General features: G+C 50.3%; 26 protein-coding genes and 1 pseudogene. 12 read left to right on the forward strand and 15 right to left on the reverse strand.

Going from position 1 to position 25,550, the window contains the following annotated elements:
• Window position 1: 1 nt before the first annotated feature.
• From ACP158_RS13660 to ACP158_RS13675, 4 genes are all read right to left on the reverse strand, one after another.
• Entirely contained in the window at window positions 2–889 is an 888-nt protein-coding gene (locus ACP158_RS13660) for an ABC transporter permease (protein ID WP_424946660.1), read from the reverse strand.
• Window positions 890–900: 11 nt separating this feature from the next.
• Window positions 901–1,851 (reverse strand): ABC transporter permease, encoded by a 951-nt coding sequence (locus tag ACP158_RS13665; protein WP_424946661.1) that lies wholly within the window; start codon window positions 1,849–1,851, stop codon window positions 901–903.
• 95 nt (window positions 1,852–1,946) lie between these two features.
• Complete coding sequence (locus tag ACP158_RS13670; protein ID WP_424946662.1) at window positions 1,947–2,867, reverse strand: endonuclease/exonuclease/phosphatase family protein; 921 nt, start codon at window positions 2,865–2,867, stop codon at window positions 1,947–1,949.
• A 100-nt stretch (window positions 2,868–2,967) separates the two neighbouring features.
• Window positions 2,968–4,464, reverse strand: a complete 1,497-nt coding sequence (locus tag ACP158_RS13675) for an ABC transporter substrate-binding protein (protein WP_424946663.1) — start codon at window positions 4,462–4,464, stop codon at window positions 2,968–2,970.
• A 283-nt stretch (window positions 4,465–4,747) separates the two neighbouring features.
• On the opposite strand from ACP158_RS13675, the gene ACP158_RS13680 reads away from it, so the two are divergent.
• The 3 genes from ACP158_RS13680 (at window position 4,748) to ACP158_RS13690 (ending at window position 5,388) form a co-directional block, all read left to right on the forward strand.
• Window positions 4,748–4,933: a hypothetical protein gene (locus tag ACP158_RS13680; RefSeq protein WP_424946664.1), complete on the forward strand. Its 186-nt coding sequence runs from the start codon at window positions 4,748–4,750 to the stop codon at window positions 4,931–4,933.
• A gap of 38 nt (window positions 4,934–4,971) precedes the next feature.
• Entirely contained in the window at window positions 4,972–5,103 is a 132-nt protein-coding gene (locus ACP158_RS13685) for a hypothetical protein (RefSeq protein ID WP_424946665.1), read from the forward strand.
• Window positions 5,104–5,253: 150 nt separating this feature from the next.
• Window positions 5,254–5,388 (forward strand): hypothetical protein, encoded by a 135-nt coding sequence (locus tag ACP158_RS13690; RefSeq protein ID WP_424946666.1) that lies wholly within the window; start codon window positions 5,254–5,256, stop codon window positions 5,386–5,388.
• Between the two features lie 189 nt (window positions 5,389–5,577).
• On the opposite strand, the pseudogene ACP158_RS13695 reads toward ACP158_RS13690, so the two are convergent.
• Window positions 5,578–5,674, reverse strand: a pseudogene (locus ACP158_RS13695) (IS1595 family transposase); the annotation flags it as partial.
• A 235-nt stretch (window positions 5,675–5,909) separates the two neighbouring features.
• On the opposite strand from ACP158_RS13695, the gene ACP158_RS13700 reads away from it, so the two are divergent.
• Window positions 5,910–7,121, forward strand: coding sequence for an aromatic amino acid transaminase (locus ACP158_RS13700; RefSeq protein ID WP_424946667.1), 1,212 nt, complete (start codon window positions 5,910–5,912; stop codon window positions 7,119–7,121).
• A 92-nt stretch (window positions 7,122–7,213) separates the two neighbouring features.
• Window positions 7,214–8,749: a glycerol kinase GlpK gene (gene glpK, locus ACP158_RS13705; protein WP_424946668.1), complete on the forward strand. Its 1,536-nt coding sequence runs from the start codon at window positions 7,214–7,216 to the stop codon at window positions 8,747–8,749.
• A gap of 223 nt (window positions 8,750–8,972) precedes the next feature.
• On the opposite strand, the gene ACP158_RS13710 is transcribed toward glpK, so the two are convergent.
• Window positions 8,973–9,242 (reverse strand): DUF5362 family protein, encoded by a 270-nt coding sequence (locus ACP158_RS13710; RefSeq protein ID WP_424946669.1) that lies wholly within the window; start codon window positions 9,240–9,242, stop codon window positions 8,973–8,975.
• 393 nt (window positions 9,243–9,635) lie between these two features.
• Here ACP158_RS13710 and ACP158_RS13715 point away from each other — a divergent pair, with 393 nt between their 5' ends.
• Together ACP158_RS13715 and nadE are read left to right on the forward strand one after the other, a co-directional pair.
• Window positions 9,636–12,671 carry a DUF3883 domain-containing protein gene (locus ACP158_RS13715; protein ID WP_424946670.1) on the forward strand — a complete coding sequence of 1,012 codons (3,036 nt, stop codon included), beginning with the start codon at window positions 9,636–9,638 and terminating at the stop codon, window positions 12,669–12,671.
• Between the two features lie 49 nt (window positions 12,672–12,720).
• Entirely contained in the window at window positions 12,721–13,509 is a 789-nt protein-coding gene (gene nadE / locus ACP158_RS13720; RefSeq protein WP_424946671.1) for an NAD(+) synthase, read from the forward strand.
• 281 nt (window positions 13,510–13,790) lie between these two features.
• On the opposite strand, the gene dapF is transcribed toward nadE, so the two are convergent.
• Complete coding sequence (dapF, locus tag ACP158_RS13725; RefSeq protein WP_424946672.1) at window positions 13,791–14,642, reverse strand: diaminopimelate epimerase; 852 nt, start codon at window positions 14,640–14,642, stop codon at window positions 13,791–13,793.
• Between the two features lie 134 nt (window positions 14,643–14,776).
• Between dapF and ACP158_RS13730 the strand changes: the two genes are divergently transcribed.
• A complete protein-coding gene (locus tag ACP158_RS13730; RefSeq protein WP_424946673.1) occupies window positions 14,777–14,983 on the forward strand; it encodes a PGPGW domain-containing protein in 207 nt (68 codons plus the stop codon).
• 21 nt (window positions 14,984–15,004) lie between these two features.
• Here the strand turns inward: ACP158_RS13730 and ACP158_RS13735 are convergent, their stop codons facing one another.
• The gene (locus ACP158_RS13735; protein ID WP_424946674.1) at window positions 15,005–16,381 is read right to left on the reverse strand and encodes a S41 family peptidase; all 1,377 of its coding nucleotides are present in this window, start codon (window positions 16,379–16,381) and stop codon (window positions 15,005–15,007) included.
• A 423-nt stretch (window positions 16,382–16,804) separates the two neighbouring features.
• Between ACP158_RS13735 and ACP158_RS13740 the strand changes: the two genes are divergently transcribed.
• Genes ACP158_RS13740 through ACP158_RS13750 form a run of 3 tightly spaced genes read left to right on the forward strand, consistent with a single transcriptional unit; the run spans window position 16,805 to window position 18,831 of the window.
• A complete protein-coding gene (locus ACP158_RS13740; RefSeq protein WP_424946675.1) occupies window positions 16,805–17,224 on the forward strand; it encodes a rhodanese-like domain-containing protein in 420 nt (139 codons plus the stop codon).
• Window positions 17,225–17,262: 38 nt separating this feature from the next.
• Window positions 17,263–17,781, forward strand: coding sequence for a protein-export chaperone SecB (gene secB / locus ACP158_RS13745; protein WP_424946676.1), 519 nt, complete (start codon window positions 17,263–17,265; stop codon window positions 17,779–17,781).
• A 15-nt stretch (window positions 17,782–17,796) separates the two neighbouring features.
• Window positions 17,797–18,831: an NAD(P)H-dependent glycerol-3-phosphate dehydrogenase gene (locus tag ACP158_RS13750; protein WP_424946677.1), complete on the forward strand. Its 1,035-nt coding sequence runs from the start codon at window positions 17,797–17,799 to the stop codon at window positions 18,829–18,831.
• 42 nt (window positions 18,832–18,873) lie between these two features.
• Here ACP158_RS13750 and ACP158_RS13755 read toward each other — a convergent pair whose 3' ends face one another.
• The 3 genes from ACP158_RS13755 to ACP158_RS13765 form a co-directional block, all read right to left on the reverse strand.
• On the reverse strand, window positions 18,874–19,335 hold the full coding sequence (locus ACP158_RS13755) for a tRNA (cytidine(34)-2'-O)-methyltransferase (RefSeq protein ID WP_424946678.1): 462 nt from the start codon (window positions 19,333–19,335) through the stop codon (window positions 18,874–18,876).
• Window positions 19,336–19,761, reverse strand: a complete 426-nt coding sequence (locus tag ACP158_RS13760) for a CopD family protein (RefSeq protein ID WP_424946679.1) — start codon at window positions 19,759–19,761, stop codon at window positions 19,336–19,338.
• A 187-nt stretch (window positions 19,762–19,948) separates the two neighbouring features.
• Window positions 19,949–20,248, reverse strand: a complete 300-nt coding sequence (locus ACP158_RS13765; RefSeq protein WP_424946680.1) for a DUF1127 domain-containing protein — start codon at window positions 20,246–20,248, stop codon at window positions 19,949–19,951.
• Window positions 20,249–20,550: 302 nt separating this feature from the next.
• On the opposite strand from ACP158_RS13765, the gene gcvA reads away from it, so the two are divergent.
• Window positions 20,551–21,450: a transcriptional regulator GcvA gene (gene gcvA, locus ACP158_RS13770; RefSeq protein ID WP_424946681.1), complete on the forward strand. Its 900-nt coding sequence runs from the start codon at window positions 20,551–20,553 to the stop codon at window positions 21,448–21,450.
• 537 nt (window positions 21,451–21,987) lie between these two features.
• Here gcvA and ACP158_RS13775 read toward each other — a convergent pair.
• The 4 genes from ACP158_RS13775 to ACP158_RS13790 form a co-directional block, all read right to left on the reverse strand.
• Entirely contained in the window at window positions 21,988–22,995 is a 1,008-nt protein-coding gene (locus tag ACP158_RS13775) for a glycosyltransferase family 9 protein (protein WP_424946682.1), read from the reverse strand.
• Between the two features lie 44 nt (window positions 22,996–23,039).
• Window positions 23,040–23,990, reverse strand: a complete 951-nt coding sequence (locus tag ACP158_RS13780) for a lysophospholipid acyltransferase family protein (protein WP_424946683.1) — start codon at window positions 23,988–23,990, stop codon at window positions 23,040–23,042.
• 130 nt (window positions 23,991–24,120) lie between these two features.
• Window positions 24,121–24,777 carry a TIGR04282 family arsenosugar biosynthesis glycosyltransferase gene (locus ACP158_RS13785; RefSeq protein ID WP_424946684.1) on the reverse strand — a complete coding sequence of 219 codons (657 nt, stop codon included), beginning with the start codon at window positions 24,775–24,777 and terminating at the stop codon, window positions 24,121–24,123.
• Window positions 24,774–25,547, reverse strand: a complete 774-nt coding sequence (locus ACP158_RS13790; protein ID WP_424946685.1) for a TIGR04283 family arsenosugar biosynthesis glycosyltransferase — start codon at window positions 25,545–25,547, stop codon at window positions 24,774–24,776. Before ACP158_RS13790 ends, ACP158_RS13785 begins: the two co-directional genes overlap by 4 nt.
• Between the last annotated feature and the right edge of the window lie 3 nt (window positions 25,548–25,550).

Here is a 25,550-nt window from a genome sequence, read left to right on the forward strand (position 1 = left end):
TCTATACCGGCGCCTTTTGCGCGCGATCGATGCCCAGAGCCTTGGCTAATGCATCCGCGCTTAAGTTGATGCCGATAATCAAAGAGCTGAGAGCAACCACAGGCGCCAGCACCGCCCATGGCGCAAAAGACATGAAGCTGCGCGCGCCAGCAATCATCAAGCCCCAATCCGCTGTCGGCGGCGCAACGCCAAAGCCGAGAAACGACAGCGAACTAAACGCTAGCAACATCCATGACCAGCGCATGGCGGCCTCGACCAGCAAAACATCCAGCACGTTGGGCAACAGTTCTTTTTTTACGATTGTTGTTCTTGATTCACCTCGTGCCCTGGCGGCCGTAATATAATCAAGCGCCACCACATCGTGGGTTGCTGCACGCGACATTCGCACCACCGGGATGCCGTAAAAAAATGCCAAAGTCAGGATCAATACGCCAACACCGAGACCAATAACAGAAACGATCAACAGCAGGAACAATATCCATGGAATCGCTAGGAAGGCATCAACGAAACGCATAACGATGTTCTCTAGCCAGCCGCCGATGAGCCCCAGCATTACCCCTAACAGACCGCCCCAGGCGATAGCGAGCACAGTTGCGACACTGGTCACCATAAGCGCCTGTTGGCCGCCTAACATGGTTCGCGTAAGAATATCGCGCCCCAGGTTATCGGTGCCTAACCAGTGTTTGGTCGAAGGTCCGCTGAGGATCGCCTGAGCATCCATCGCCGTAAAATCGTAAGGCACCAGGGCCGGTGACAGAATCGCCAGAACAATGTGGAAACCCACCAGACAGAGCCCGACCAGACCAGAGGGTCGAGATGCCATCGCCGCCAAAACATTCAGCAGTTTAACCCATACATTTTCTTGTTTAATGGCGGTTATGGTGTTCATGGTGCCATAGTTTAATGCCGCATCGTCCTGAGCCGCGGATTGGCAACCAGTGTCAATAAATCCGCAAACAGGTTAAGACCAATGTAAACAGCCGCCAAAACCAGCGCAATGGCTTGTACTAATGCGAGATCGCGATCCGATATGGCATCAATCGTCAAGCGACCGAGACCGGGATAATTAAACACCACCTCGATGACCACAACCCCTCCCAACAGCCATGCAATGGTCAAAGCGACCAGGTTGATCGTCGGCAACAAAGCGTTTGGCAGCACATGCCTGAAAACCATTCTCCAGTAAGGAACGCCTTTAAGCCGCGCCATTTGCACATAATCACTGGCCATGACATCGATCACGCTGGTGCGAACCATGCGCAGGATATGAGCCGTCATGACCAGTGCGAGCGCGATGATGGGAAGTATAATATCCGACAGGAATTCGACTAGCGGGGCATTGGGCGGCGTTGTTACGATGCCTGGAAACCAGCCAAGCCAGACGCTGAATACCAAAATCAAGAGTGTCGAACTCACGAACTCGGGAATGGTCATGGCGAAAATCGCTATGGTTGAAACCCACAAGTCCGGCGATCGGTCGCGCCAGAGGCCCGCAATAATTCCCAGAAAAATGGCGATTGGAACGCCGATAAGCGTTGCGCTCAGGCCAAGAACGAGGGTATTGCGAAGACGTGTGCCGATGATGTCGGAGATCGGTTTATTGCGCTTCAGCGACATGCCGAGGTCGCCCTGCAGCGCCCCAAGCGTCCATTCGGCATAGCGTGTCAGGGCCGGACGATCGACCCCGAAATCCCTGCGGCAGTTGTCCAGGCGTGTGCCCGTGGCCATTCGCCCCAGATAGGCCGTACAGGCATCGCCAGGCAAGGCTTCCACCGTAACGAACACAATGCCGGAGACAAACACCAGCGTAAGTAATCCGAGCAAAAGTCTTTGCAGGAAAAGTTTGATCATGTCGCCGCCATCCTCTTGCGCGTGGCGCTTGAGCGATTTGACAGTGTTGCTGCCGCCTCATCAGCGCGCCAGCGCGCAACGACAATACGCACGAATCAGAAGTCCAGTTCAACCCAAACTGGCTTATGATCTGAACCAAGCACGTCCTGGTCGACCCATACTCGTGCGACCTTTTGTGACAAATGCGGCGAAATGAAACAGTAATCCAAGCATGTCGGATAACCCGGTTCACGTTCGCACGGATCAGGGAACCAACTGCTGCGATCATTTGAGCGCTCCCGGGCCACAGTCCAGCTATCAAGAAAACTGTCCAGATGTCCAACCCGACCGACGAAAGGGTCTGGCGCACCAACCATCCTGTTGTATTCTTCGCCATCGGGCATCATGTTAAAGTCACCCATCACAACAGCTTCTTTGGGTATGATCGGAATAGGCTCATCATTACTCCAGTTGTGCTCAGCCCTATGTTTAAGCTCGACTGGATTGGCAGCCGCATCACCACCGGTCCAGGAACCGCCGCTCACCGGCGCATTTCGGTAGAATTCCAACAAACGATCTATTTGCATCAGGCGATCACGACTGGAGACCGCAGAAAGATGAAGGGAATAAATCATTAAAGGTCCCGACGGCGTATCGACAATGCACTCAATAGCCCCGGTATCCATGGTCAAACTGTCCGTCGTGCCCAATTTCGGAAACACAATGTAACGCGCCATGCGAATCGGCCAGCGCGAAATCACCATCGGGCCAAATTGGCGGCGGCGATTTAAAATGGAGCCATCGTCGTTGACCACGCTTGCATCCACATCAAACGCCGGGAAGTAGAGCCCATAGTATTTTTTTAGATAACTTGAAATTATTTCCGGCTGATCCGTCATTCCGCTACGCTTCCAAAAACGCTCGACTTCCTGCAGAGCGATGATGTCGGCGTCTTTTACGGTATCAGCAATGCGTTCAAGATCAATTTTCTGATCAGGCCCAAGACCAAAACGGATATTGTAACTAACGAGTTTCATCGCTATTTCCCCTTGATTGGGTGAACGACGCAAAAGGCTCTCCGTCAGGAGACCCCTTGCGCTCCTATCTTTGCATTACTTACGAATAAACGGACAAGTATTACTCGCCAACACTGACAGTGTGGTATTGAACGCCATCGTCAAACATTACCGGCAGCCCTGTAACCCTGGCACTGGTCACAACGACCTGATTGACATGGAACGGGATAAATGTCCCACTCTCTTCAAAAAGTATTTTCTGCAAGTCCTGATAAAGAACCGTGCGTTTCTCTCGGTCCAGTTGCTGGCGTGCTTGGTCCAGCTTCTGATCAAAATCGGAACTTTTCCAATAGCTCTCATTCCAGGAAGCCGTGCTACGGTAAATTTCATTGAAAGCCTGATCAGCAGGACGCTGCCCCCAACTCGTGGTCACGGCGGGTTCTTTCATCCAAACATCCGACCAATATCCGTCCGCCGGGGCCTTCACCAGATTAATCTTAATCCCCGCCGCCGCAACCTGCTGTTGGTAAACCTGGACCATATCGATCCACAGGGCTCTAAGGTCGCTGGTGACAACATCGACTTCAATGCCATCGGGGTAGCCCGCTTCAGCCAGCAACCGTTTAGCTTCATCAATTTGTTGTGGGCATTCGATCTGGGCGCGGTATTGATCGCCGGTCCATACCGGGTGATCGCAAGTGACAACACCGCCACCGGGGCCAAGCACCAGATCAATCATAGCCTGGCGATCGGCAGCTATACGCAACGCCTTGCGGACGCGAACATCGGTGAAAGGTTCCGTGTCGGTTCTAAACACGATAGCCACCAGCCAGTCGCCCGTGTTGACCCGTTGTATTTTAAATTTCGAATTATTTTCGAACAGCACCTTCTCTTGTGCCGAGATATGACGCAGCATATCGATTTGGCCGCTAAGCAACGCCTGGACTCGGGCCTGTGCGTCTGGAATGGAGATGATTTTAATGGTATCAACAGCCGGCACCCCTTCCCAGTAGTCAGGATTGGCCTTTAGCACCGTGGTACCTTCAGGATCAAGGGTTTCCAGAATAAACGGACCGGTACCAATGCCGGTCTTTGCAATGGTGTCACCCGAGCCTGACGGGGTCATCCGAATACGATAATCCATAATCAGCATGGGAAAATCCGCATGCGCCGCAGACAGTGATATCTTCACGGTCAAAGGATCAATGGCCTCAACTTTCTCCATCACCGCCAATACAGAAGCGACCGGTGAGTCGAGCTCAGGATCTTTAATCCGATTCAGCAAATCAACCACATCGGCTGCATCAAAATCTGAACCATCGTGAAATTTGACGCCTGCACGGAGCAAAAACGTCCATTCGGTCGCAGCCTCATTTGCCGACCACGACACCGCCAGATCGGGCGTTGGCTCTCCCGATGCAGAGGGCCGAACCAGACGGTTCATGGTCTTTTCGGTGAGCTGCCAGAAGCGGTTTGGGGAGATCGGATCAGCATTTTCAGCCCCGCCAAAGCCCAGATCGTGCGTGGTGAGAAAAGTTCCGCCGGTCGCCTGTGCCAGTGATATCGGCAACAGGGTCAACACAGCCGTTGCCACAAATACTTTTAGCTTGATCATCATAATATTCTCCTCAATAAATATTAGTTGGCGAAATAGTTAGTTGGCGCGAAATCCAATTTTGGATTGTAACACCGACTGATTAAAAGCCTTTTAGTTTGCCCATCAATTTATCATATTGCCAAGTATATTATGATACAAGAGCAAGGGAACATATATTCTATTTTTTAATGCAAAAACACCTAATCAAACTTACCAACAACGCCATTGCTGGAGAGATGTTTGCGTCATTAAAGAAGGTTCAAGATACTTTAAGCGGTCGATTTCGGATAGATTTCAGCAGATATTGAGGGAACTATCAAGGAAAGTTGACAAAACGCCAAGAATGAAACAAACAGATAAATCCACCCGCGCTTTGTTAGCTATGCCGAAACCTCGTGGTAAGGTGCCTCTTGTTAAAAAATCAGACCTCAAACGTCACTTTAAACTCGTTGTTGTCGGCGGTAAGCTAGTTATGCGGGAAGTCAAGTGAATCCGGGGCTTGTCAACTTTCCTTGATAGTTCCCGATATTGACACCCATTTTCGTGGCGCATATTGAAGCGAAACTCACACTCTTTCAAAGGAGTCCGGCTACGCCGGACGACATATTTAACTGGATTCCCGCCTGCGGCGAGAATGACGGGCTGAGGGGACAATGGTGAATCGGAAGGCAATACTCCTTTTGAGAGGACAATGGTAAATAATTGTCACGCAAAGCGTGACACAACCGGCGGCTACGCCACTCTGGATTCCCGCCTGCCGGCGAGAATGACAAATAAGAGTCGTCATTGCCCGACAAATAAGAGTCGTCATTGCCCGGCCCATATTATTATTGGCCGGGCAATCCAGTGGAATATGCCGTCCGGCGTAGCCGGACTCCTTTGCGGCGAAGCCGCCGGTTTGTGTCTGGCAAAGCCGGATGCCAAAAAGAGTCACGCTACGCGTGACAGATATTTAACTGGATTCCCGCCTGCGGCGAGAATGACGGCCGAGAGGGCGGCGCTAAAACACCGCTGGAAAGGAACAAAACGGGCAATGAATCAGACAACACATACGCTCGCATTGCCCGGCCATGTGTTGTCTGATTTGAGTATACAATCGGCTGGTCCCTGGGCCAGAGATGCCGGTGATTTGTGCGACTTCGCAAGCCTCGATATCAAGGCAAAACAGCCGTGGAATCGCCCTGAATTTATTCTCCGAAATTCGGCAGCGAATGACAGGCTTGTTTTTCATTTATAGAACAATTAGTTGTGACCATTTCACTATACCTTAAAGTATCTTGAACCTTAAAGAATCCAGATTTATTCAAGGCTGTGCAAGTAAAGCCAAGGTGGTGATGCCATAACTTTTTAACTTTTCGAACCGCCGAGGCAAGGCGGGGAATCCGGAGTTTGTCCGCCCGGTTGACAAATAATCATGGATTGCTTACAACAACTTGTGAACAAGAAAACCTGAATCAAGAAAGCCCATGTTTGAAAAATTTGAAGCCGCGCCGCAAGACCCGATCATCAAACTGATCGGCATGTATCGGGACGACCCGCGAGTGGAAAAAATAGATGTCGGGGTCGGCGTGTTCAGGGATGCGGAAGGCCAAACCCCAATCATGGCAGCGGTCACCATCGCGGAACAAAGACTGCATGAGGCGCAAACCACCAAAGCCTATGTCGGCTTGGCCGGCGATGAAGTGTTCAATGGCCAAATCGCGGACTTGGTTTTCGGGCGCTCTGGCGTGCGCGATCGGGTGCGGGCGGTGCAAACTCCGGGCGGATGCGGCGCATTGCGAATGTTGTCCGACATGTTATTTCGAATCGCGAGCGAGCGCACGGTTTGGGTAAGCGATCCAACCTGGGGCAACCACTACCCGATATTTCGCCAGAGCGGGTTTAATGTCGCCGCCTATCCCTACCTTGATCGCGAAACCAAAACCGTGAATCGCGATGCCTTGCTGGGCAAGTTGTCGACCCTCGGTCAAAACGACATCGTGGTATTGCACGGCTGCTGCCATAACCCGTCGGGCGCGGAACTTGCGCCGCGGGACTGGGATGAGATCGCCGCACTCAGCGCAAAAAACGGCTTCCTTGCCTTTGTGGATTTCGCCTATCAGGGGTTTGGGGATTCTCTGGAAGAGGATGCTTATGGCATACGCGCCTTGGCCTTGGCGGTGGAGTCCATGGTGGTGGCCAGTTCCTGCTCGAAAAACTTCGGGCTGTATCGCGACCGGGTCGGTTGCGCGCTGTTGTTAGGCGGCAGCCCCGAAGTATCGGACATTGCCCGCGGCCACCTGCTCAGCACGGCGCGCAGTTCCTATTCCATGCCCCCCGATCACGGCGCCGCCATTGTCGCCCGCATCATGACCGATGCCGCGTTGCGTCAATCCTGGGAAGACGAACTCACCGGCATGCGTCGGCGCATGCGCTCCATCAGGAAAAAAATGAGCGCGATACTGCGCGCAAAATCCGGCGGCGCACGCTGGGATTTTATCGCCGACCATCGCGGCATGTTTTCGCTGCTAATTTTGGACGATAGCCAAGTCGACCGCCTGCGCCGCGATTATGCGGTTTACGCGGTAGCGGGCGGGCGCATCAACATCGCCGGAATAAAAGACGATGACCAGTTGGCGCGATTTGCTGATGCGCTGGTGGCGGTGGTCGCTCCTGCGCATCCTGCGCCCGCGACATAATGCCGTCCATGGCAAAAACCGCGCCGTGATTCAGCAGTTTGGCGATTGCGGATTAGTCGCTTCGCGATTTAATCAGTGATGCCAATCCGATCATGCGCGACTCGCCGCTTATTCTCAGTCTAGACCAAGGCACCAGCAGCTCGCGCGCCATGGTGTTCAGCGCGCAAAACGAAATTGTCTCTATCGCCCAGCACGCGTTTAAGCCATCTTATCCTGACGATGTCGGCGATGCCGGCGATGCCAACGTTGTCCGCGTCGAGCATGATCCAGAACAAATCTGGCGCACCACCCTTGATGCCTGCAAGCAGGCCATCGCCAGCGCGGCCGCGCGCGGAACCATCGCCGCGGTCGGCATCGCCAACCAACGGGAAACCACCCTCATCTGGGATCGGCAAAGCGGGAAACCGATTTACAACGCCATCGTCTGGCAAGATCGCAGGACCGCGGCGGCGTGCGAAAAACTCGCCCGCGCTGGCGTTGCCAACGAGGTCGCCGACAAAACCGGGTTGTTGCTCGACCCCTATTTCTCGGCCACGAAAATCGGCTGGATTCTGGATAACGTCGCCGGCGCCCGGCAAAAAGCGCAGTCCGGACGGCTTGCTTTTGGCACCGTGGACACCTATCTCATCTGGCGGCTGACTGGCGGCAAACGCCACCTTACCGACGCCACCAACGCCAGCCGAACCTTATTGTTCAATATCCATTCCGGCACTTGGGACACCGACTTGCTGCGGTTATTCAATGTGCCGCAGGCGCTGCTGCCGGAAGTCAAAAACTGCGCGGACGATTTCGGCGTCACGGACAAAGCCGTGCTCGGCGTCGAATTAGCCATCGCCGGCGTGGCCGGCGATCAGCAAGCCGCGCTGATTGGGCAAACCTGCTTCAAGCCCGGCATGGTGAAAAGCACCTACGGCACCGGCTGCTTCATGATGATGAACACCGGCCACCAGCCAATGCGCTCGCGCAACAAACTGCTGACCACCATCGGCTATCGTCTCGGCGACCACACCACCTATGCCCTCGAAGGCGCCATATTCAACGCCGGCACCGCGGTCCAGTGGCTGCGCGATGGCCTCGGCATCATCCAGGACACCAACGAAATCGACCGGCATTTGCAGCATTCCGAAGCCCGCCACGGCCGCTGCTTGGGCGTGTACATGGTGCCGGCATTCACCGGCTTGGGCGCGCCGCATTGGAATACCGAGGCGCGCGGAATGGTCAGCGGGTTGACCCGAGACGCCAGCGCATCGGACTTGGTGCGCGCCGCCATCGAGTCGGTGTGCTATCAAACCCACGACCTGCTCGGCACCATGCTCGAAGACAGCGGCTTGCGCCGCGCCGCCATGAGATCCGACATGCGCGTGGACGGCGGCATGGCCGCCAATGACTGGCTGCTGCAATTTTTGTCCGACATCACCCAATCCCGCATCCGCAAACCGACGATTACCGAAACCACCGCTCTGGGCGCGGCTTATTTGGCCGGACTGCAAATCGGCTTGTTCGAATCCATAGACGACCTCGCCAAAAAATGGCGGCAAGAAAAATCCTTCGAGCACGAGATGGATGCAAAAACCAGGCAGCGCTGTCTTGATGGATGGCGCAAAGCGGTGCAGCGTTGCTTGCTTTAGCAATGCGGTGGCGAAGGTGACGGTGACGTCCCCCAGGTCCGTCATTCCTGCGAAAGAACGTCACCCCTGTGAAAACAGGGGCAGGAATCCAGTAGAACATTCGTCCCACGTAAGCGGGACACAAAACCATAATGTCAGCGGCTATCGCCGCTGGATTTTTTACTGGATTCCGTGTCAAGCACGGAATGACGGGGACGGCATGGCAAAAACGGCCGCGGCGATGTTACATGTGCCACATCGACATCGACGCCATGCCGCCGAACATCATCATGACCATCATCACGACATAGATCAGCATCAGCACGCCGTTGATGATGAAAAATAGTTTGACCTTCGCCAGCGACGCGACCAACAACTCCTCGTCTTCGCCGACATAGGCGCCGTCGGCTTTGCCGGCCGCTTGGAACAACACCACGCCCATCCATATCGGCAGCCAAGCGATGATCAGTCCGACGACGCTCAGCGCCATCATTGCGCCCATGATAATCATCATGACCGCGAGAAATTTCATCCAGCCCTTGGCGTGATAGAGCGGTGCCGCGATTTGTTTTAGGTCTTGGATTCAAATCTTAAGTGCAACTTCACCGATGAAGGAAAGGTGAGATGCGAGGTTTGATATTAGCAGACGCAACCTAATCCAACAACGCGAGAATGTTTTTGCGGTCACCGCAGCCAGAACAAAAACTTGCCGGCCGTGAATACGTTTATTCCAATACAACGAGAATTCTTTCATGGCTGCTGGCAATAAATCTACGCGAGTGCTCCCGACTTGATACCGCCTTTTGATTAAGCGATTTTGCGGATTTAGATATATAATGCCTGCCCATCCACCCCTACCTGCATCTAGACGACCAAATGAAGATAATCAACGCCGTAAAAACCGCCCTTGTCTAATAAAGAAGAAGTGAGAGATATGAAAAATTTAGAAGAATTAACAAAAGAGAGACGAAAACATGTTGAGTCGTGCGAAAAGAATAACGACAATTCTCACACCATAATTGCGGGGATGTATTCTGACCCATCCCATTTTATCTATGAACTTTTGCAAAATGCGGATGATGCAGGGGCATCAGAAGTTATATTCAACTTGCGCCGGAAGTCATTAAAATTTCAGCACAATGGCGAGAAATTATTTGATTTCGATGATGTTAAATCGATAACAGCAATAAACGCATCTGCGAAAAAAGACGATGTTAATGCAATCGGTACTTTTGGGGCCGGCTTCAAATCTGTTTTTGCAATAACGGAAACGCCAAGTATTCATTCGAGTGATTTTCATTTTGAAATTGTTGATTTTATCGTTCCAGAAATAGTCGAACCTTTAAATAACGAAGAAAAACATGGGACGGTAATATGTCTTCCATTCAACCATCCCGATATAACACCCGACAAAGCCTATGAACAAATATCGAATCGATTACAAAAGTTAGAGTCTGAGTCATTATTATTTTTGAGAAATATTAAAAAGATTCAGTGGAGTACAGAATCAGACAAGGGTCATTATCTTGCTGAAATCAAGGAAGATAAAGCCAGCCTGATCTCGCGGGTTAATGAACAAGACAGCACGAGAGATTATCTGATATTTAAAAAAACCATAGAAAGCACCAAACTAAATATAGTAGTTGCTTATTCGTTAAATACCGATGATGGCGATACCGTTGTTCCAGTGCATGACGCCAAATTATTTGTGTTTTTTCCGACAGAGGTGCAAACAGGGTTAAAGTTTTTAGTTCACGCGCCTTATAAAACCACTCCCGGTAGAGAGACAATTCCTTTCGATGACGATCAGAATCAGATTATTACAAACGAATTATCAATGTTAATAGCTGAGAGCATCCAATCAATTAAAAATAAAGGGTTATTGGATGTTGATTTTTTGACTTTGTTGCCTATTGATTCGGAAAAGACACATTCATTATATAGTTCGGCATTCCAGAAAGTTAAAGACACATTAAAAATAAATCCGCTATTACCAACCAATAACAAAGGCTGGATCACTGCACAAAACGCTATATTAGCCCGAGAGAAAAAACTCACTGATTTATTAAAGCAAAAAGATTGTTTGTATTTATTTGAGAAAAAATATTGGCTAGATACAGATATTACAAGAGATAGAATGCCAGCATTACGAGAATATTTGATGGATGAGTTAGAAGTATCTGAAAAAACTTTGGAGGGTTTTTGTCAAGGTATTGATAAAGACTTCATTAAAGAAAAGTCTGACAATTGGCTCGTTAAATTTTATGCAAATATTACAGATAATACCGCTTTACACCACGTTTTGCTAAAACGCCCTATTATTCGTGTAGAGAATGGCACGTATATTTGCCCAGAAAATGATTCAGGTAAAGTGCAGGTATATTTACCGACTAGGGGCAGGTCAAGATTCAAAACTGTTAAAAGATCTATTGCTAAAAATAAAAAGGCAAGAATATTTTTAGAAAAGCTCGGAATAACAAAACCAGACGACGTTGCAGAAATCAGAGAATTTATTGTTAAAAAATACCATAAAGAATGCTTAGAGGTTACAAAAAATAAATATATAGATGACTTAAATAGAGTACTAGAAATTTGGTCGCATTCCAATAAGTACCGAAAAATTGAGGTTGCGGATTTACTAAAGCAATCGCAATTTGCGCGATGCATAAATCAAAGTAAGTCAATCTCTTATCAAAAACCTGCTGAAGTGTATTTTTGTGAGAATAATAGGTTATTGTCTTGGTTTGAGGGCAATCTAGATGACGATATTTATTTCCTCCAAGTGGGAATTCAATTAACAGAAAATAGCAGGAAGTTTCTGGAAAGCCTAGGTGTTCGATATGATTTAAAAATGTCTGGCACTGATTATATCAATGTTCATTTTCATGGTTCGCACGAAAGAAGTGTTAATGGATTTAATCCAAAGTTTGACATACATGGTTTAGATTTTTGTCTGGAAAATATAACTGCCGAAAAATCTGTATTCTTGTGGTCGGCATTGCTTAAACATACCAACAAGCTAAAAGGCTATACAGAAATGACAAGAAACCTAAACAATACATACAATAAGAGTGAAGAGAAAACATCAAGGGCTATGGATGCTTTACATGAAAGTTCGTGGCTATATGACAAGGATGGGAAATTAATCGTGAAGCCCATAGATCAAATAACTTTGGATGATATGAGCAATGATTACCAAAAAGAAAATGATGACAGCGAAAAGCTCGTTAAAGTGCTTGGGCTTAAGCTGGATAAAGTTGCAAAATTTGAAGAAGAAACCGGACTAAAAGTGGTGGATAACGAAGAGTATGAAGAATTTAAGGAATGGAAGAGAGTACACAGTGATGCAGATGGAAATACTGAAGAATCAGTCTGGACTCCAGAAACAGATCTAGATGATGTAATTATCATTGAGGACCAATCAGAATCACCAAGACACAGACAAGAGGATTTATCTGGCCAAGATACAAATTCTGAAATAAAGGATACAGATAATGAGAAGAGTGGAAAAGAAAGGGGGAATGATGGGAATTCTGATAAACCTAAAGATAGTAAAGCGATAGGTGATTGTGGAGAAGAGCTCGCGTACAGACACTTGGTGAAAAAATACCCAAAGAACAAAGTGGTTTGGCTAAATAAAAACGGAAATGCCGGAAAGGGCTACGATTTTGTAATAAGAAAGAATGACGAAGATATTACTTACTTTGAAGTCAAAAGCAAAACTGACGAGGTGCCACAACTATTTCAAATATCAGGAACACAATGGAACTGGGCAACAGAATTACATAATTCTAATAGGGGAAATATGTATACAATTCTATTGGTTTCCAATGTTGGAAAAGGGAATAAAGAATCACCAATCATCGTCAAAGAAATAAAAAATCCGGTTGCGCTGTGGAAAGCCGGTAAATTATATGCCGACCCAATAAATATTAAACTGTAAATGAATTTAAGAATGTAATGTTGACAACCCATCACGAAAAATCGCATCCATGAAAACCGAAGCCGTCGCCTCTCATATTGTCAACTGGCTGACCGTCTATGCGAACAAATCGTGCGCCTGTGGGTTTGTGGTTGGCGTGTCGGGGGGAATCGATTCCGCGGTGACTTCCGCGCTTGCCGCCAAAACCGGGCTTCCTGTCCTGTGCCTCGAAATGCCGATTCATCAAGCGCGCTCGCACCTTGCCCGCGCGCGCGCGCATATCGATATGTTGGCGGCGAACTTTTCCAATGTGTCATCCATGCGGATTGATTTGACGCCGGTATTTGACAGTTTCGCCAACGCCATGCCCGCAATCGAAAACAAAAACGAAGAGCGTCTTTTATCTTTGGCCAATGCCCGCGCCCGACTACGCATGACCGCTTTATATTATTTCGCCGGATTAAGCAACTATCTGGTCGCGGGCACCGGTAATAAAGTTGAAGATTTTGGAGTCGGTTTTTATACCAAATACGGCGATGGCGGAGTCGATCTGAGTCCCATCGCAGATTTGAATAAAACCGAAGTCTATGCCCTCGGGGGGACTCTGGGAGTAAGCGAAGAAATCATGAACGCGAAACCGTCGGATGGGTTGTGGGGGGATGAGCGAAGCGATGAAGATCAATTGGGGGCGAGTTACCATGAACTCGAATGGGCCATGGATTATGATGAGGTTGACAATACAAATAACCTTTCCGAGCGTCAGCGCGCAGTGCTAAAAATTTATCGGCGACTGCACCAGGCAAACCAACACAAAATGCAGCCCATACCGATTTGCGAGATACCAGTTGCCTTGAAATAGTCACGAGCCGGGTTGCCTGACGGCTGGCAACCGGGTCGCGGAATTATCCGCCCATATCGGTTAAATCCGCTTAATACCCGGCGTAATGAGGGCGTCGCCAATCCTTCGCGTCGTTGACTGTGGTGCGGCTTGCGCCGCATAATTTGACTGGATTATCGGGTCAAGCCCGATAATGACGGTGGAAAAATAACACCACACCCGCCGTTATTCCCGAAGTCTTTTATCGGCAATCCAGCAATGCAGGGTGGGTTTGTAGCCCACCCCTGCATGATCCGAATATATTAGATTTCTATGCTGCCTTGGTAAACCGTATGCACCGGGCCGGTTAGATAAATCTGGGATTCCGCGCCTAGCCAATCAACCCGGGCGCGTCCGCCGGGCAAGGCAACTTCAACCCGGGAATCGAGCAAGCCGCTGCGGATTCCGGACACCACGGCAGCGCAGGCGCCGCTTCCGCACCCCAAAGTTTCTCCGGCGCCGCGTTCATGCACTCGAAGTTTTATTTCCCGGCGTGAAACGATTTGCATGAAGCCAATATTGGCCCGCTCTGGGAACAACTGATGATTCTCCAACAACGGCCCGATGGTCTGAACATCTGCATTTTCTACGCTATCCACCTGAATGACACCGTGTGGGTTGCCCAGGGATAGCGCGCTAAATTCCACCTCCCCGAACTCGGTAGTGGCGTGGTAACTCGGCAATTGCCCGGCAACCGTCAAGGGTATTTTTTGCGGCGCAAACTCCGGCGAGCCCATAGCCACGGTAACGGTGTCGTCCTGATTCAGGCGCAACTGCAATGCGGTGGTTTTTGTCTCCACCTCGATAGTTGCCTGATCCGATAATCCCTGGTCGTGCAAATATCGGGCGAAACATCGCGCGCCATTGCCGCATTGCCCAACCTCGCTGCCATCGCTATTGAATATTCTCAATCGATACCCACTTTTATTGATACGCTTGCCGGAATGCGGTTGTGCAATCGGTTGTGCAACCAAAATCTGATCGCAACCAATTCCGAAATGACGATCGGCGATATGCCTGGCAATCGTCGGTGTCATTTCGATGCGCTCAACGACTCCATTGAGCATCACAAAATCATTGCCGAGGGATTGCATTTTAGTGAATCTGTATTTCATGTTTTTGTTTGGATTATTTATGATACAACCTATAATCATACGTTATGCCATACTGAATAAACCCGCGCCAAATACGCCTGCTAACCGTTCCAGTGAATCACCGACTAAAACCGCTTTTTAAATACGTTAAGTCCATGCCGGTTTTACCGAGACAAATTCTCGGGGTATTGCTATTAATGGGTGGACTGTTTTGGTTCTTGCCCATGCTCGGTTTGTGGATGATACCACTGGGGTTGTTGATATTATCCATCGACTTCCAATGGGCGCGGCGCGGTTATCTTTCGATCATCTCTTGGTTGCGAAAATGGCGTGACCGCCGAAAACGAAACAAAGCGGATTAAGCGCGCATGCCCGCCAATGGCTTATTCGCCAATAACCTGATGTCTTCGTTTTACCAGTGACATTCCTTTTAGCATGTTCAACGCTTCTCGAAGTTGATGATCTTTGTTAATGCGCTCTAACAGTTGAATTTTCTTCTCATCCTCTGGATCGTCTTCGGGTTCGCCGTTTTCCAAATGCCTGGCTAAATCAGATTCGCTGATTTGCTGTTCTTGATTGTGGATGGCTTCATCCTGTTCAACCGTGATATCCGGCACAACGCCTTTATCGTGAATGGATCGGTTCGACGGCGTGTAGTATCTCGCGGTTGTGAGTTTGAGCGCGCCGCCATTATTCATCGGGATCACCGTTTGCACCGACCCTTTGCCAAATGTTTTTGTCCCCATTATGATGGCGCGCTGATGGTCTTGCAAAGCGGCGGCGACAATTTCCGAAGCCGACGCAGAGCCGCCGTTGACCAATACCACCATGGGCGCATCATCAATCACATCATCGGGGCGCGCCACAAAACTTTGGCCTGAGGCTGCGGTTCTGCCTCGTGTGGAAACGATCTCACCCTCGACGAGAAACATGTCGCTTACTTGCACCGCGCCCATGAGCACCCCGCCGGGATTGTTGCGCAGGTCCAGCACCAACCCATTCAAGCCGCCTTCGCTTAATTTGTTTAATTGTTTTATTTTTAAGCGCAAACTTTGCGCCGTTCCGCTTTGAAAGAGGGATAGTCTGACATAGCCAAAACCGTTCTCCAGAATCTCGCCCCTGACGCTGTTTATTTTAATGATCGCGCGCACCAGTTTAATGTCCAAACGATCGCTTACACCCTCCCGAAAAATGGTGAGTTTGATTTTAGATCCCGGATCGCCACGCATTTTGTCCACCGCATCTTCCAGGCTCAGTCCACGCACTGAGACATCATCAATCATCAATATTAAATCGCCAGGCTTAACGCCGGCATCAAATGCAGGGGTGCCGTCAATGGGCGTGATTATCTTGATTAACCCGTCTTCCGTGGTCACTTCGATGCCAAGTCCGCCAAATTTACCCTCAGTGGTGATTTTAATTTGTTCGAAGTCGTCGGGCTCTAAAAACAGGGAATGGGCATCCAATCCAGCCAACATACCCCGAATCGCATCGCGCAACAGCGTGGCGTCATCGGCTTCATCGACATACTCGCTCTTAATCCTGCCAAACACTTCCGAAAAAAGCTGCAGGTCATCTAGGGGCAGAGAGCTCGGTGCCTGCGCTTGAGTTTGCTCTTGGGATTGTGCCTGGATGGGCAACACCGAAGTCGCGCCGGCCACAAAAATCAGCGCCGACAAAAATCCGATTCTATGCCGCTGTTTTATAACCTGCCGTTTTATAACCTGCCGTTTTATAACCTGCTGTTTTATATCTTTCACTATTTCACCTTACATTTTCGCGGCAATAACCGCGCTGCATTATCAAACAAATCTTAAGAAAACTCCGCTTAATTCAGAATGTCCTCATAATGTACTCAGGGCGTTCTCAGAGTATCCTGATGAGCACAAGCCTATGCGAGCAAAATTGCCTGATTGGATTTTCTTGCTCTGATAACGCGAGGATAGCATTATTCAGCGCTTCTTTAAGCCGCTTGTATGGGTTGCATTGCCAATTTGGATTGACGCCTAAATCCTCATGCTATCCGGGCTGGTGTATAATGGGCTTTTTATCCAGCGACGCTCATGCTTCCACGGCCCAAACTGTCTCCGCATCTGACCGCGCCGAGGGGTTGACGCCGAGAGGTTGACGCCGAGAGGTTGACTTGCTGTAGAATTCCCGAAATTTTTCCATTTGATTTTAAAATGTATATCGAATTTATGACCGAGTACTGGTATTTATTTGCCACGCTCTTTGTCATCATCTTGTTACTGAGTTTTGATCCGGGCACACGCGGCGCGGGCGGCTCCAAATCAGTGACGCCTGCACAGCTGCCTCAGCTGCAATCGCGTGAAAACGCGGTAATAGTCGATGTCAATGAAGCAGACAGATTCAAGAATGGGCACATTTCCCAAGCCATCAATTTACCGTTCGGGCGGCTCGGCGATTCCATCGGGAAATTAAAGAAGCACAAGAGCAAACCCATCGTGCTTACCTGTGATACCGGCGCTAATTCCAGAAAGGCGGTCGCCATTTTAAAAAACAATGAATTCTCCGATATCTATGTGCTGTCCGGCGGTTTGGCGGCCTGGAGAAAAGACAACTTGCCGTTGGTGAAAAGCTGACCTGCACAACATGTATGAACATCAACCACCCATAAACCATGGCCAAAAACAAAACTGATGCAAAACCCGGAGGCGCCGCCGCCGACCAAACCATCGCCATATTCGACACCAAAAAAGTGTACCTTAAGGACGTGTCTTTCGAAGCCCCGTCAACGCCAGTCATCTTCACGCGCACCGATGTGAAACCCGCTTTCGATATCCAGACCGGGGTTACTTACACCTTGATTGATGAAAATTTGGGGATTTATGACATCGTCTTAAAAGTTACCGTGACCACAAAACACGAGGACATTGTCCTGTACCTTGCGGAAATACATCAAGCCGGCGTTTTTCAAATCCAGCATTCAGATACTGACAAGCGTCAAACGGTTATCGAGGTAACCTGCCCGCATATTCTGCTGCCCTTTGCGCGCGAAGAGTTGAATAGTTTGATCACCAAGGGCGGGTTCAGCGCATTCCTGCTGCCGCCGGTAAATTTCGGCGCGTTGTTCCGCAAAAAGCAGGAACTGGCAATCGCACAAACCGCCGCCGCCGAAGTAACGGACAAGCCGAATTAACCCACCACTTTTTCATTGATCAGACAAATGCGGCCTGAGCGCGTAACCGTTATCGGAGCGGGTTCATGGGGCACCGCGCTGGCGATTCTGCTGTGCCACAATATCGAGCGCGTTTTATTGTGGGGAAGAAATACAGAAGCCATGGAGAAGATGGCAAAAGCGCGCGCCAATGCCCGGTATCTGCCGGGCATTGCGTTTCCCCGCAACCTCGAAATCCAACCTGATTTTCAACGCATCGGGAACGATGGCCTTTGTTTCGTCGTAGCGGTGCCAAGTCATGGTTTTCGACCGACGCTGGAAAATCTTAAACACCATATTCTTAACCACGGATTTCAGTTAGCCGACGCGACGGTAATTTGGGGCACAAAAGGATTCGACCCGGCCAGCGGAGGCCTGTTAAGCGAGGCCGCCGATGAAGTGCTGGGTCATTCGGTTCGGTGCGGCGTCATTTCCGGGCCCAGTTTTGCCAAAGAGACGGCGAATTCCCTGCCAACTGCATTAACCTTGGCATGTCGCTCCAATGCGAATGCCGAAAACATGGCGAGTTGGTTTCGCACACCAACCACGCGCGTGTATTTTAGCGATGACTTGGTGGGCGTACAGCTCGGCGGCGCGATAAAAAACGTGATGGCCATTGCCGCCGGGATAAGCGATGGCTTGGGCTACGGGGCAAATGCCAGGGCCGCATTGATTACCCGAGGATTATCGGAACTCACCCGACTGGGATTAGCGCTTGGCGGCAAAGCAGAGACCTTTATGGGCCTCACCGGGGTTGGGGATTTAATCCTGACCTGTACCGATGACCAGTCGCGCAACCGCAGATTTGGATTGGCGCTCGGCGCCGGCACATCAAAAGCCGAAGCCATCGCCGAGATCGGACAGGAAATTGAGGGCATCAATACGGTACGGAAATTGTTTGAAATCAGCAAAAATATTGATGTGGACCTGCCGATTACCGAGCAAGTCTATCGCATCATTCACCAAGACCACGACCCCGCGACTGCGGTGCAGTTATTGCTGCAACGAAACCCCCGAGCGGAATCTGATTGAGCGGAATCGGATTGTCGCTTGCGGCTTGCCTGCCCAGCACAATCAATGCTTCCCCGAAAATCCGTGTTGACGCCAGGCTTCATACACCACAATCGCAACGCTGTTCGATAGATTCAGGCTGCGACTGTTCTTTTGCATGGGAATGGTCAGTCGGTTTTCAACTTCAACTTGCGCTCGAATTTCCTCGGGCAGCCCATGGCTTTCCGAGCCGAATAGAAGAACATCCCCGGGTTGGTAATTGAAGTCGCTGTAATGCCGCTGATTCCTGGTCGAAACGGACAGCAATCGGCCGCTGGCTTGTTGATGAAACTGGCGCCAGTTTTCCCAGGATTTAACCGCGCTATACTGATGGTAATCCAGGCCGGCCCGGCGTAATTGTTTTTCGTGCATACTGAACCCCAAAGGCCCAATAAGGTTTAACTGACAACCGGTATTCGCGCACAGGCGAATTATATTTCCGGTGTTGGGGGGAATCTCAGGCTGATACAGCGCGATGGAAAACATTCAAAAAGGCTTGACCACGACCAGTATGACAATCCCGGCCAGGAGCAGTACCGGCAACTCATTCATCCAACGATAAAAACCCGGGCCATGCGCGTTGGCATCATTGCGAAACGCAACCAATGTTTTATAGCACCACGCGTGGTGAGCAATGACCAGCGCCACCAGCAACAGCTTTATATTGAGCCAGTTTCCGGAAAAACCATAACCCAGCCACAGCCACAACCCAAATACAATGGTCAGAATCGCGCCCGGGGTCATAATCCCAAAAAACAGTTTTTGCTCCATCGCCTTGAACCTATCGTTGCTGATTTGGTCGTCGGCCCGATCATTAACCTGAGCGTGGTAGACAAACAGCCGCGGCAAATAAAACAGCCCGGCAAACCAGGCCACCATGAAAATAATGTGAAAAGCCTTAATCCAGAGCATAAAGGCGGCGGCGAATAATCATGCCGGGAATGGTAGCAGGTTTGCTGGATTGATTTCTCGGCCAATTAATAAGCGCTATTTCAGGCGATCGCCGATTTGCCACTGCGCACGCAAAAAAAAGGACGTTCGGGGAGAACGTCCTGAGTGATAAACACCAATGGAGGATAAAAACCGGAAGATAAAAACTTTATGCGGCTCGTCGCAAACCCGCGGCTGCATCTGGTTGGTTGGTGGGTTGGTGGGCTGGTTGTGCGGCCAGTTGTGTCAATGTGCCACGGGCGCGCACCAATTCATGAATCTGATAACGCTCGACACCGATATCGCGCAACATTCTGTCGGACAGGCTGTTCAAGTGACGAATCGCTTTTTTGCGTTCAATCACGGCCCTGACCCGATGAAACGCCCGAGTCGCTTGAGCCAATATTCCGCGACCGAATTCGCCGCGCACCACATTTGAGTCTGCTTTCATTTTTACAGTATTTTTCATAATTAGCCTCCTAATTGACTAACAACATGATGATGGTTAATAATGTGAGCGCCCCGACGCACGCAACGCCCACTCGGATAAATAATTCGTTTGCCATTTCTCTGCCTCACTAAAGTTATTGTTTAAGTTTATTTTGCTATGTATTAGCTGATGGTTAGAATATAAGAGAATAATCCCTTGCAGACAAACGAAAGTTTTTCATACTATACATGAGTAATTATTCATGTATTATCCCGTGTTATTAGCAGCATTAAATTAACTCGGCATTAAATATGGCAATTCGATTCCCGCCGATGGCGGCCATGCGCGCCTTGGAAGCGGTCGCCCGGCACCTGAGCTATACCCGCGCGGCCGAGGAGCTGTTTGTCACCCAAAGCGCCATTAGCCACCAGATCAAGCACATCGAAGATCTGTGGGACTTCAAGTTATTTGAGCGTCGTGGGCGGCATATCGTGCTTACCGAAGCCGGGCACGCTGTGGTGCCCGTGGTGCGAGATTTTATCCGCCGCATCACCTCAACCCTGGAAGCGATCACCGAAAAAGGCGAAAACCCGTCGGCCCTTCGAGTCACTCTGTTGCAATCTTTTGCCTTCAAATGGCTGGTGCCGCGGCTCGGTCACTTCAACCATGAATATCCTGATATCGACGTGTGGATATCAACCTCAGATGAACTTATTGTTTTCGATTCGGAAAAAGCCGATGTGGGTATCCGCCTCGGTTATGGGCGTTGGGGGAATCTCTATGAAGAACTGCTGCTGCAAGAATATGTTTTCCCGGTGTGCAGTCCGCACTTCCTCGAACAATACGGTGTACCGGAAAATCCTGAAGATTTGTTAACCCTTCCTCTTTTACGCCGCAATGCCGTGGACATTTTGCAAAGGTGGCGTGATTGGTTCAAGGACGCCGATGTGGTGGTTAGAAAAATGCCTAAAGGCACGCAATTCCCTCAAACCAGTCTGGCGCTTCAGGCGGCCATCGACGATCAAGGGGTTGCCCTGGCTCGCAGTGCCCATGTCCTCGATGATGTTAAAGCGGGTCGCCTGGTGCAGTTGTTTCCGGAGGTTAAAAGCAAGTCAGCCGTATCCTATTTTTTCGTTTGCGTTCCGGGACGCGAAAGCGAACCGCAAATTGCAGCATTCAGAGATTGGCTCATGCGTGAAGCCGCACAATCAGAAAAAGAATTTGAGGAAATGTTAAGTTAGCACCGCCGTCCCAGGCCCGTCATTCCCGCGAAAGAACGTCACCCCTGTGAAAACAGGGGCGGGAAAAAATCGTCGGGAGCGCGAACGCCAAAACCGCCGTCGTATGTGGAGCGGCTATCGCCGCACATGTTTCACTGGATTATCGGGTCAAGCCCGATAATGACGATGGGGGTCGGGGGCGGCGGTCGGGGGCGGCGGTCACGGCGACACCATTTCACGCCGTAGGGACAGGTCGCGACCTGTCCCTGCATCCGGTCGACACGACTGACGGTGCGGCGGTCGCCACCGCCGTCAAATGTGGCGGCGACTTCATCGCCCTAGGCCCGTCATGCCAGCGCACGCTGGCATCCAGTGAAACATGTGCGGCATTAGCCGCTCCACACCGCAGTGGCTTTGGCAAATAATTGTTCCCGACATTATTTGCACTTCCACCATCCCTAGCGGTCGGCAAATAATTGCTCCTGCATTATTTGCACTTCCGCAGGGGTGACGTTCTTTCGTTGGGATGACGGACCGGGGTGTTGCGTCAGCGCGCATTCACGGCGCGTGCAAATTAATTGCGCGAATAACCTCATCGCTGTGCAGACGAGACAAACAATGGCGGGGACAATGACGTTTATCGCATACATCGCATCCCGGCGCGCGCATAATACGATCCCGCGCACCCAGCGGTCCCACCTTGTTTTCGTCAGTGGGGCCGAACAAGGCGATGACCGGCGTTTGTTTCGCCGCGGCGACATGCATTGGAAAACTGTCGCCGGTCAGCATCAACGATGCGCGAGCGACGAGTTCGGCGAATTCCAGCAACGACAATGCGCCGGCCAGGTTGACCGCGCCATTGATTATCATCTGGCGGCCACCGTCCGCGATGGCTTGGTCAATGTGCATTTTTCGATCGGGCGTTCCGGTGAACACGGCCTGATAGGTGTTGGATACGGCTTCACCTACTTGCATATAATTTTCCAGCGGCCAGTCTTTCGAAGGCCATCTTGAAAATGGGCTGACAATGAGCATGGGTTTGCGTTCGGGATTGATTTTCAACAACAACTGGTCTATCGCCCACTTGTCGTCGGCGCCAACGGCCAACTCCATGCTCGTGTCCGTAGTCGGGATTCCAGCAACCTGCAGAAGTTGATCCATTTCCTTTATGGCATGCAAGTTTTTATTCCTGAACCCTTTTAGCCCCCACCAGTTTCCCTTAACAAATTTATTTTCGGCTTTCGCACCATAAAGAAAAAACACCGATTTCGCCAGCCCCTGAAAATCAATGGCGAGATCAAACTGGTGTGCGCGCACCTGCGACATGGTCCGCATCATCTCCGCCATCGCCCACATCGGTTTCTTGCGCCAGTTCTCCTTGATGCCATCACGATCAACCAGTATTAACTCGTCAACCCAGGGGCTGTGTCGATAAATATCGGCTGAAGTATTGGCGGTCAACAAAAACAATTTGCTACGCGGATGATGTTTTTTAATCGACCGAATATGACCACTGACGTGCAACACATCGCCCAGAGAGGTTTGTTTTATCACTAAAATATTCATGCCCATGATGAAAATATTGTGTCTGAAAACATATGTCTGAGCCGCTATTGGTAACGACCGGGCTGTTCATCCGACCGCGTTCGAAACCAGCGAAAAGTCCACATGTACTGTTCCGGGGCATCGAGGATTAGTTTCTCCATTGCCTGATGCATATTGGTCGCATCGGCGACATAATTGCCAGTGGGGAAATTTTCCAGCGGTGGGCATAGGGTGGTTCGGTATCGGCCGGTTTCCGGCATCAGTCGGCAGATACTCGGGATGACCACCGCATCGGTGATTTTGGCCAAGCGGCTGACTATGTTCAAGGTCGAGCGTTGTTGCCCAAAAAATGGCGCGAATACGGCGTGCTTGCCATCTCCAAAATCTTCGTCTGGAATAAAGTAGCAAAGTTTGCCGTTGTTCATGCCCTCGATAATGCCGCGCAAACCCTGATCGCGCATCAAAACAAGCACCTTTTTAGAGCGCGTTCGTGAGCGATACAGAAACCAGTTAAGCACCGGATTTTTGTCACGTTTCATCATAGAGACCAGATCCACGTCCGCCAATACTAAACGCCAACCCATGTCCAAAGTCGTGGTGTGATAGGCAACAAGCACTACTTTTTGCGTTTTCGGCAATGCCTTTAAATGCTCAAATCCAACCACGTCCGAATATTTTTCAACGCGTTGAACCGATCCCATCATCACCAAACCCAGGTCCACCAGCCCCCGGCCATAGCAACGAAAATGTTCCTTGACCATGTGCTGTTGCTGGATTTTCGAGAGATTGGGGAAACACAATCGAATATTAACTTCGGCAATTCGACGGCGCTTGGAATTGTATCGATGCATTTGATCGCCAACAAATGCACCGATCTTCATAGTCCATTTTCTCGGCAGCCACATGACCAGCCATAAAAATGACAACATCAACCATGTCGCCCAGTATTTCGGTTTCAAAAACCTGGATTGAAACTTGACCGTCGGGGCGTAGGAATGGGTCTGTTTAGTGGGCATGGGAAATAGGCGCTAGTGAAAATGATCGGTGGCGATGATGGTGGTGGTGACGGTGATGATGGTGTGGTGATGGTGATGGTCGCTCCTGTGCATCCTGCGCCCGCGACCTACATGCCGTCCATGGCAATAATCAGGTCACAAACCCTTGATATCTTTGATCCTGCGCCCCAAGCCAGCATAGATCGTCCCAATTATCGATGTCGCGCAATTCGGCGCAGCGCGATAGCGCGATGCCCAGGCGTTGGAAATTTCCGCAAACCTGGGACAATACCTGACTGCCGCCCCAATCAACCCCTTCAAAAACCCCCGCCGCTATCTGGCTGAGTCCTAATAAATAAAACCCGCCATCGCTGGCCGGGCCGATGACATTATTTTTTGCCGCCAATAATCGGTGGACCTGAACCAATATTTCATGGGTTATCTGCGGCACGTCGCAGCCCATCACCACAGCACTGCCAAATTGTTCAATGCCTTTGTGCATCACGTGCGTCATCCTTTCACCCAGATCACCTGAAATCTGGGCTTCCAAATCCAGGTCATTATTGCGCGCAAAATTTTGAAACAGCGGGTCATGAATGCTGGGTGAAACAGTCAGCATCAATTTCCCCGGCCAGAACCGACACACTTTATCGATTGATTGTTCCAGCATAAGCGTTGCCAACCGTGCCGACTGAATGTCGCTCAAATGGGGATGCATTCGGGTTTTCACTAACCCGGGAATGGGCGCCTTGGCAAATAAGTACAGCGGCAGTTGGGCCCTGGCAATCATTTGCGCGATCATTGTCATTCGTCATCGTCATACATACGGGCAAGCCGGTTGGAATCCACGCCTATCCAAAACAGCAGGCGCAACTTCCACATCAGCAAAATGGTCGCCAAAGCCCCTTTGTTGTGCCAGCGACGAGCCGAGGTGACCACGGCTTTTTTTATCAACCCGGGCAGGGAATGTCGATTAAGCTTTTTACAGATTGCGATATCTTCCATTAACGCGATGCGCGGATAGCCGCCGCATTCATGGAACAAAGATGCCGCGATGAACATCGCCTGGTCGCCGGTGCCAATTCGGCGCACTCGAGACCGAAGATTGACCATTCGTTCTATTACCCGATAAATCAATCCTTTCGATTCCAGCGATATATCAAATCGACCCCAGCCATAACCGTTTTCAATAACCCGCCGAATCAACTTCATCGCGTCATCGGGCAATCTCGTATCGCAATGCAAAAAGAGCAAAATATCGCCATCGGCGGATTTTGCCCCTAAATTCATTTGCGCGGCGCGGCCTGATTCAGTGCTGGCAACCAAACCAATCTTTGATGCATTGCTGGTCGGACTGGAGAGCAATGATTTCGGCAGGGCCCGCAAGGCGTTAGTCACCATGGCCCTGGAATCCGGCTGGTCGCTGGCATCCACCAGAATCGCCTCATGGAATCCCTCGAGCCGCTGCAAGTGCTCCACTAACTTAACCACATTGCCGCCTTCGTTATAAATCGGAACAATGATTGAGATCAATGAAGGGCGCGCATTCAATGCCGGACGGTCGGTTTCGTCAGTCAAAAA

The organism is Candidatus Spongiihabitans sp. (genome assembly GCF_965247905.1).
In the GTDB taxonomy this organism is placed as follows: domain Bacteria; phylum Pseudomonadota; class Gammaproteobacteria; order Arenicellales; family Poriferihabitantaceae; genus Spongiihabitans.

Excerpts from the sequence above, each read along its gene's own strand:
- ACP158_RS13665 (WP_424946661.1), bottom strand. The coding sequence starts at position 1,851 with ATGATCAAACTTTTCCTGCAAAGACTTTTGCTCGGATTACTTACGCTG.
- gcvA (WP_424946681.1), top strand. The coding sequence starts at position 20,551 with ATGCGCGCCTTGGAAGCGGTCGCCCGGCACCTGAGCTATACCCGCGCG.
- ACP158_RS13785 (WP_424946684.1), bottom strand. The coding sequence starts at position 24,777 with ATGACAATGATCGCGCAAATGATTGCCAGGGCCCAACTGCCGCTGTAC.
- ACP158_RS13760 (WP_424946679.1), bottom strand. The coding sequence starts at position 19,761 with ATGCTCTGGATTAAGGCTTTTCACATTATTTTCATGGTGGCCTGGTTT.
- ACP158_RS13670 (WP_424946662.1), bottom strand. The coding sequence starts at position 2,867 with ATGAAACTCGTTAGTTACAATATCCGTTTTGGTCTTGGGCCTGATCAG.
- secB (WP_424946676.1), top strand. The coding sequence starts at position 17,263 with ATGGCCAAAAACAAAACTGATGCAAAACCCGGAGGCGCCGCCGCCGAC.
- ACP158_RS13740 (WP_424946675.1), top strand. The coding sequence starts at position 16,805 with ATGTATATCGAATTTATGACCGAGTACTGGTATTTATTTGCCACGCTC.
- dapF (WP_424946672.1), bottom strand. The coding sequence starts at position 14,642 with ATGAAATACAGATTCACTAAAATGCAATCCCTCGGCAATGATTTTGTG.
- ACP158_RS13755 (WP_424946678.1), bottom strand. The coding sequence starts at position 19,335 with ATGTTTTCCATCGCGCTGTATCAGCCTGAGATTCCCCCCAACACCGGA.
- glpK (WP_424946668.1), top strand. The coding sequence starts at position 7,214 with ATGCGCGACTCGCCGCTTATTCTCAGTCTAGACCAAGGCACCAGCAGC.
- ACP158_RS13730 (WP_424946673.1), top strand. The coding sequence starts at position 14,777 with ATGCCGGTTTTACCGAGACAAATTCTCGGGGTATTGCTATTAATGGGT.
- ACP158_RS13780 (WP_424946683.1), bottom strand. The coding sequence starts at position 23,990 with ATGCCCACTAAACAGACCCATTCCTACGCCCCGACGGTCAAGTTTCAA.
- ACP158_RS13675 (WP_424946663.1), bottom strand. The coding sequence starts at position 4,464 with ATGATGATCAAGCTAAAAGTATTTGTGGCAACGGCTGTGTTGACCCTG.
- ACP158_RS13775 (WP_424946682.1), bottom strand. The coding sequence starts at position 22,995 with ATGAATATTTTAGTGATAAAACAAACCTCTCTGGGCGATGTGTTGCAC.
- ACP158_RS13765 (WP_424946680.1), bottom strand. The coding sequence starts at position 20,248 with ATGAAAAATACTGTAAAAATGAAAGCAGACTCAAATGTGGTGCGCGGC.
- ACP158_RS13710 (WP_424946669.1), bottom strand. The coding sequence starts at position 9,242 with ATGATGATTATCATGGGCGCAATGATGGCGCTGAGCGTCGTCGGACTG.
- ACP158_RS13700 (WP_424946667.1), top strand. The coding sequence starts at position 5,910 with ATGTTTGAAAAATTTGAAGCCGCGCCGCAAGACCCGATCATCAAACTG.
- nadE (WP_424946671.1), top strand. The coding sequence starts at position 12,721 with ATGAAAACCGAAGCCGTCGCCTCTCATATTGTCAACTGGCTGACCGTC.
- ACP158_RS13660 (WP_424946660.1), bottom strand. The coding sequence starts at position 889 with ATGAACACCATAACCGCCATTAAACAAGAAAATGTATGGGTTAAACTG.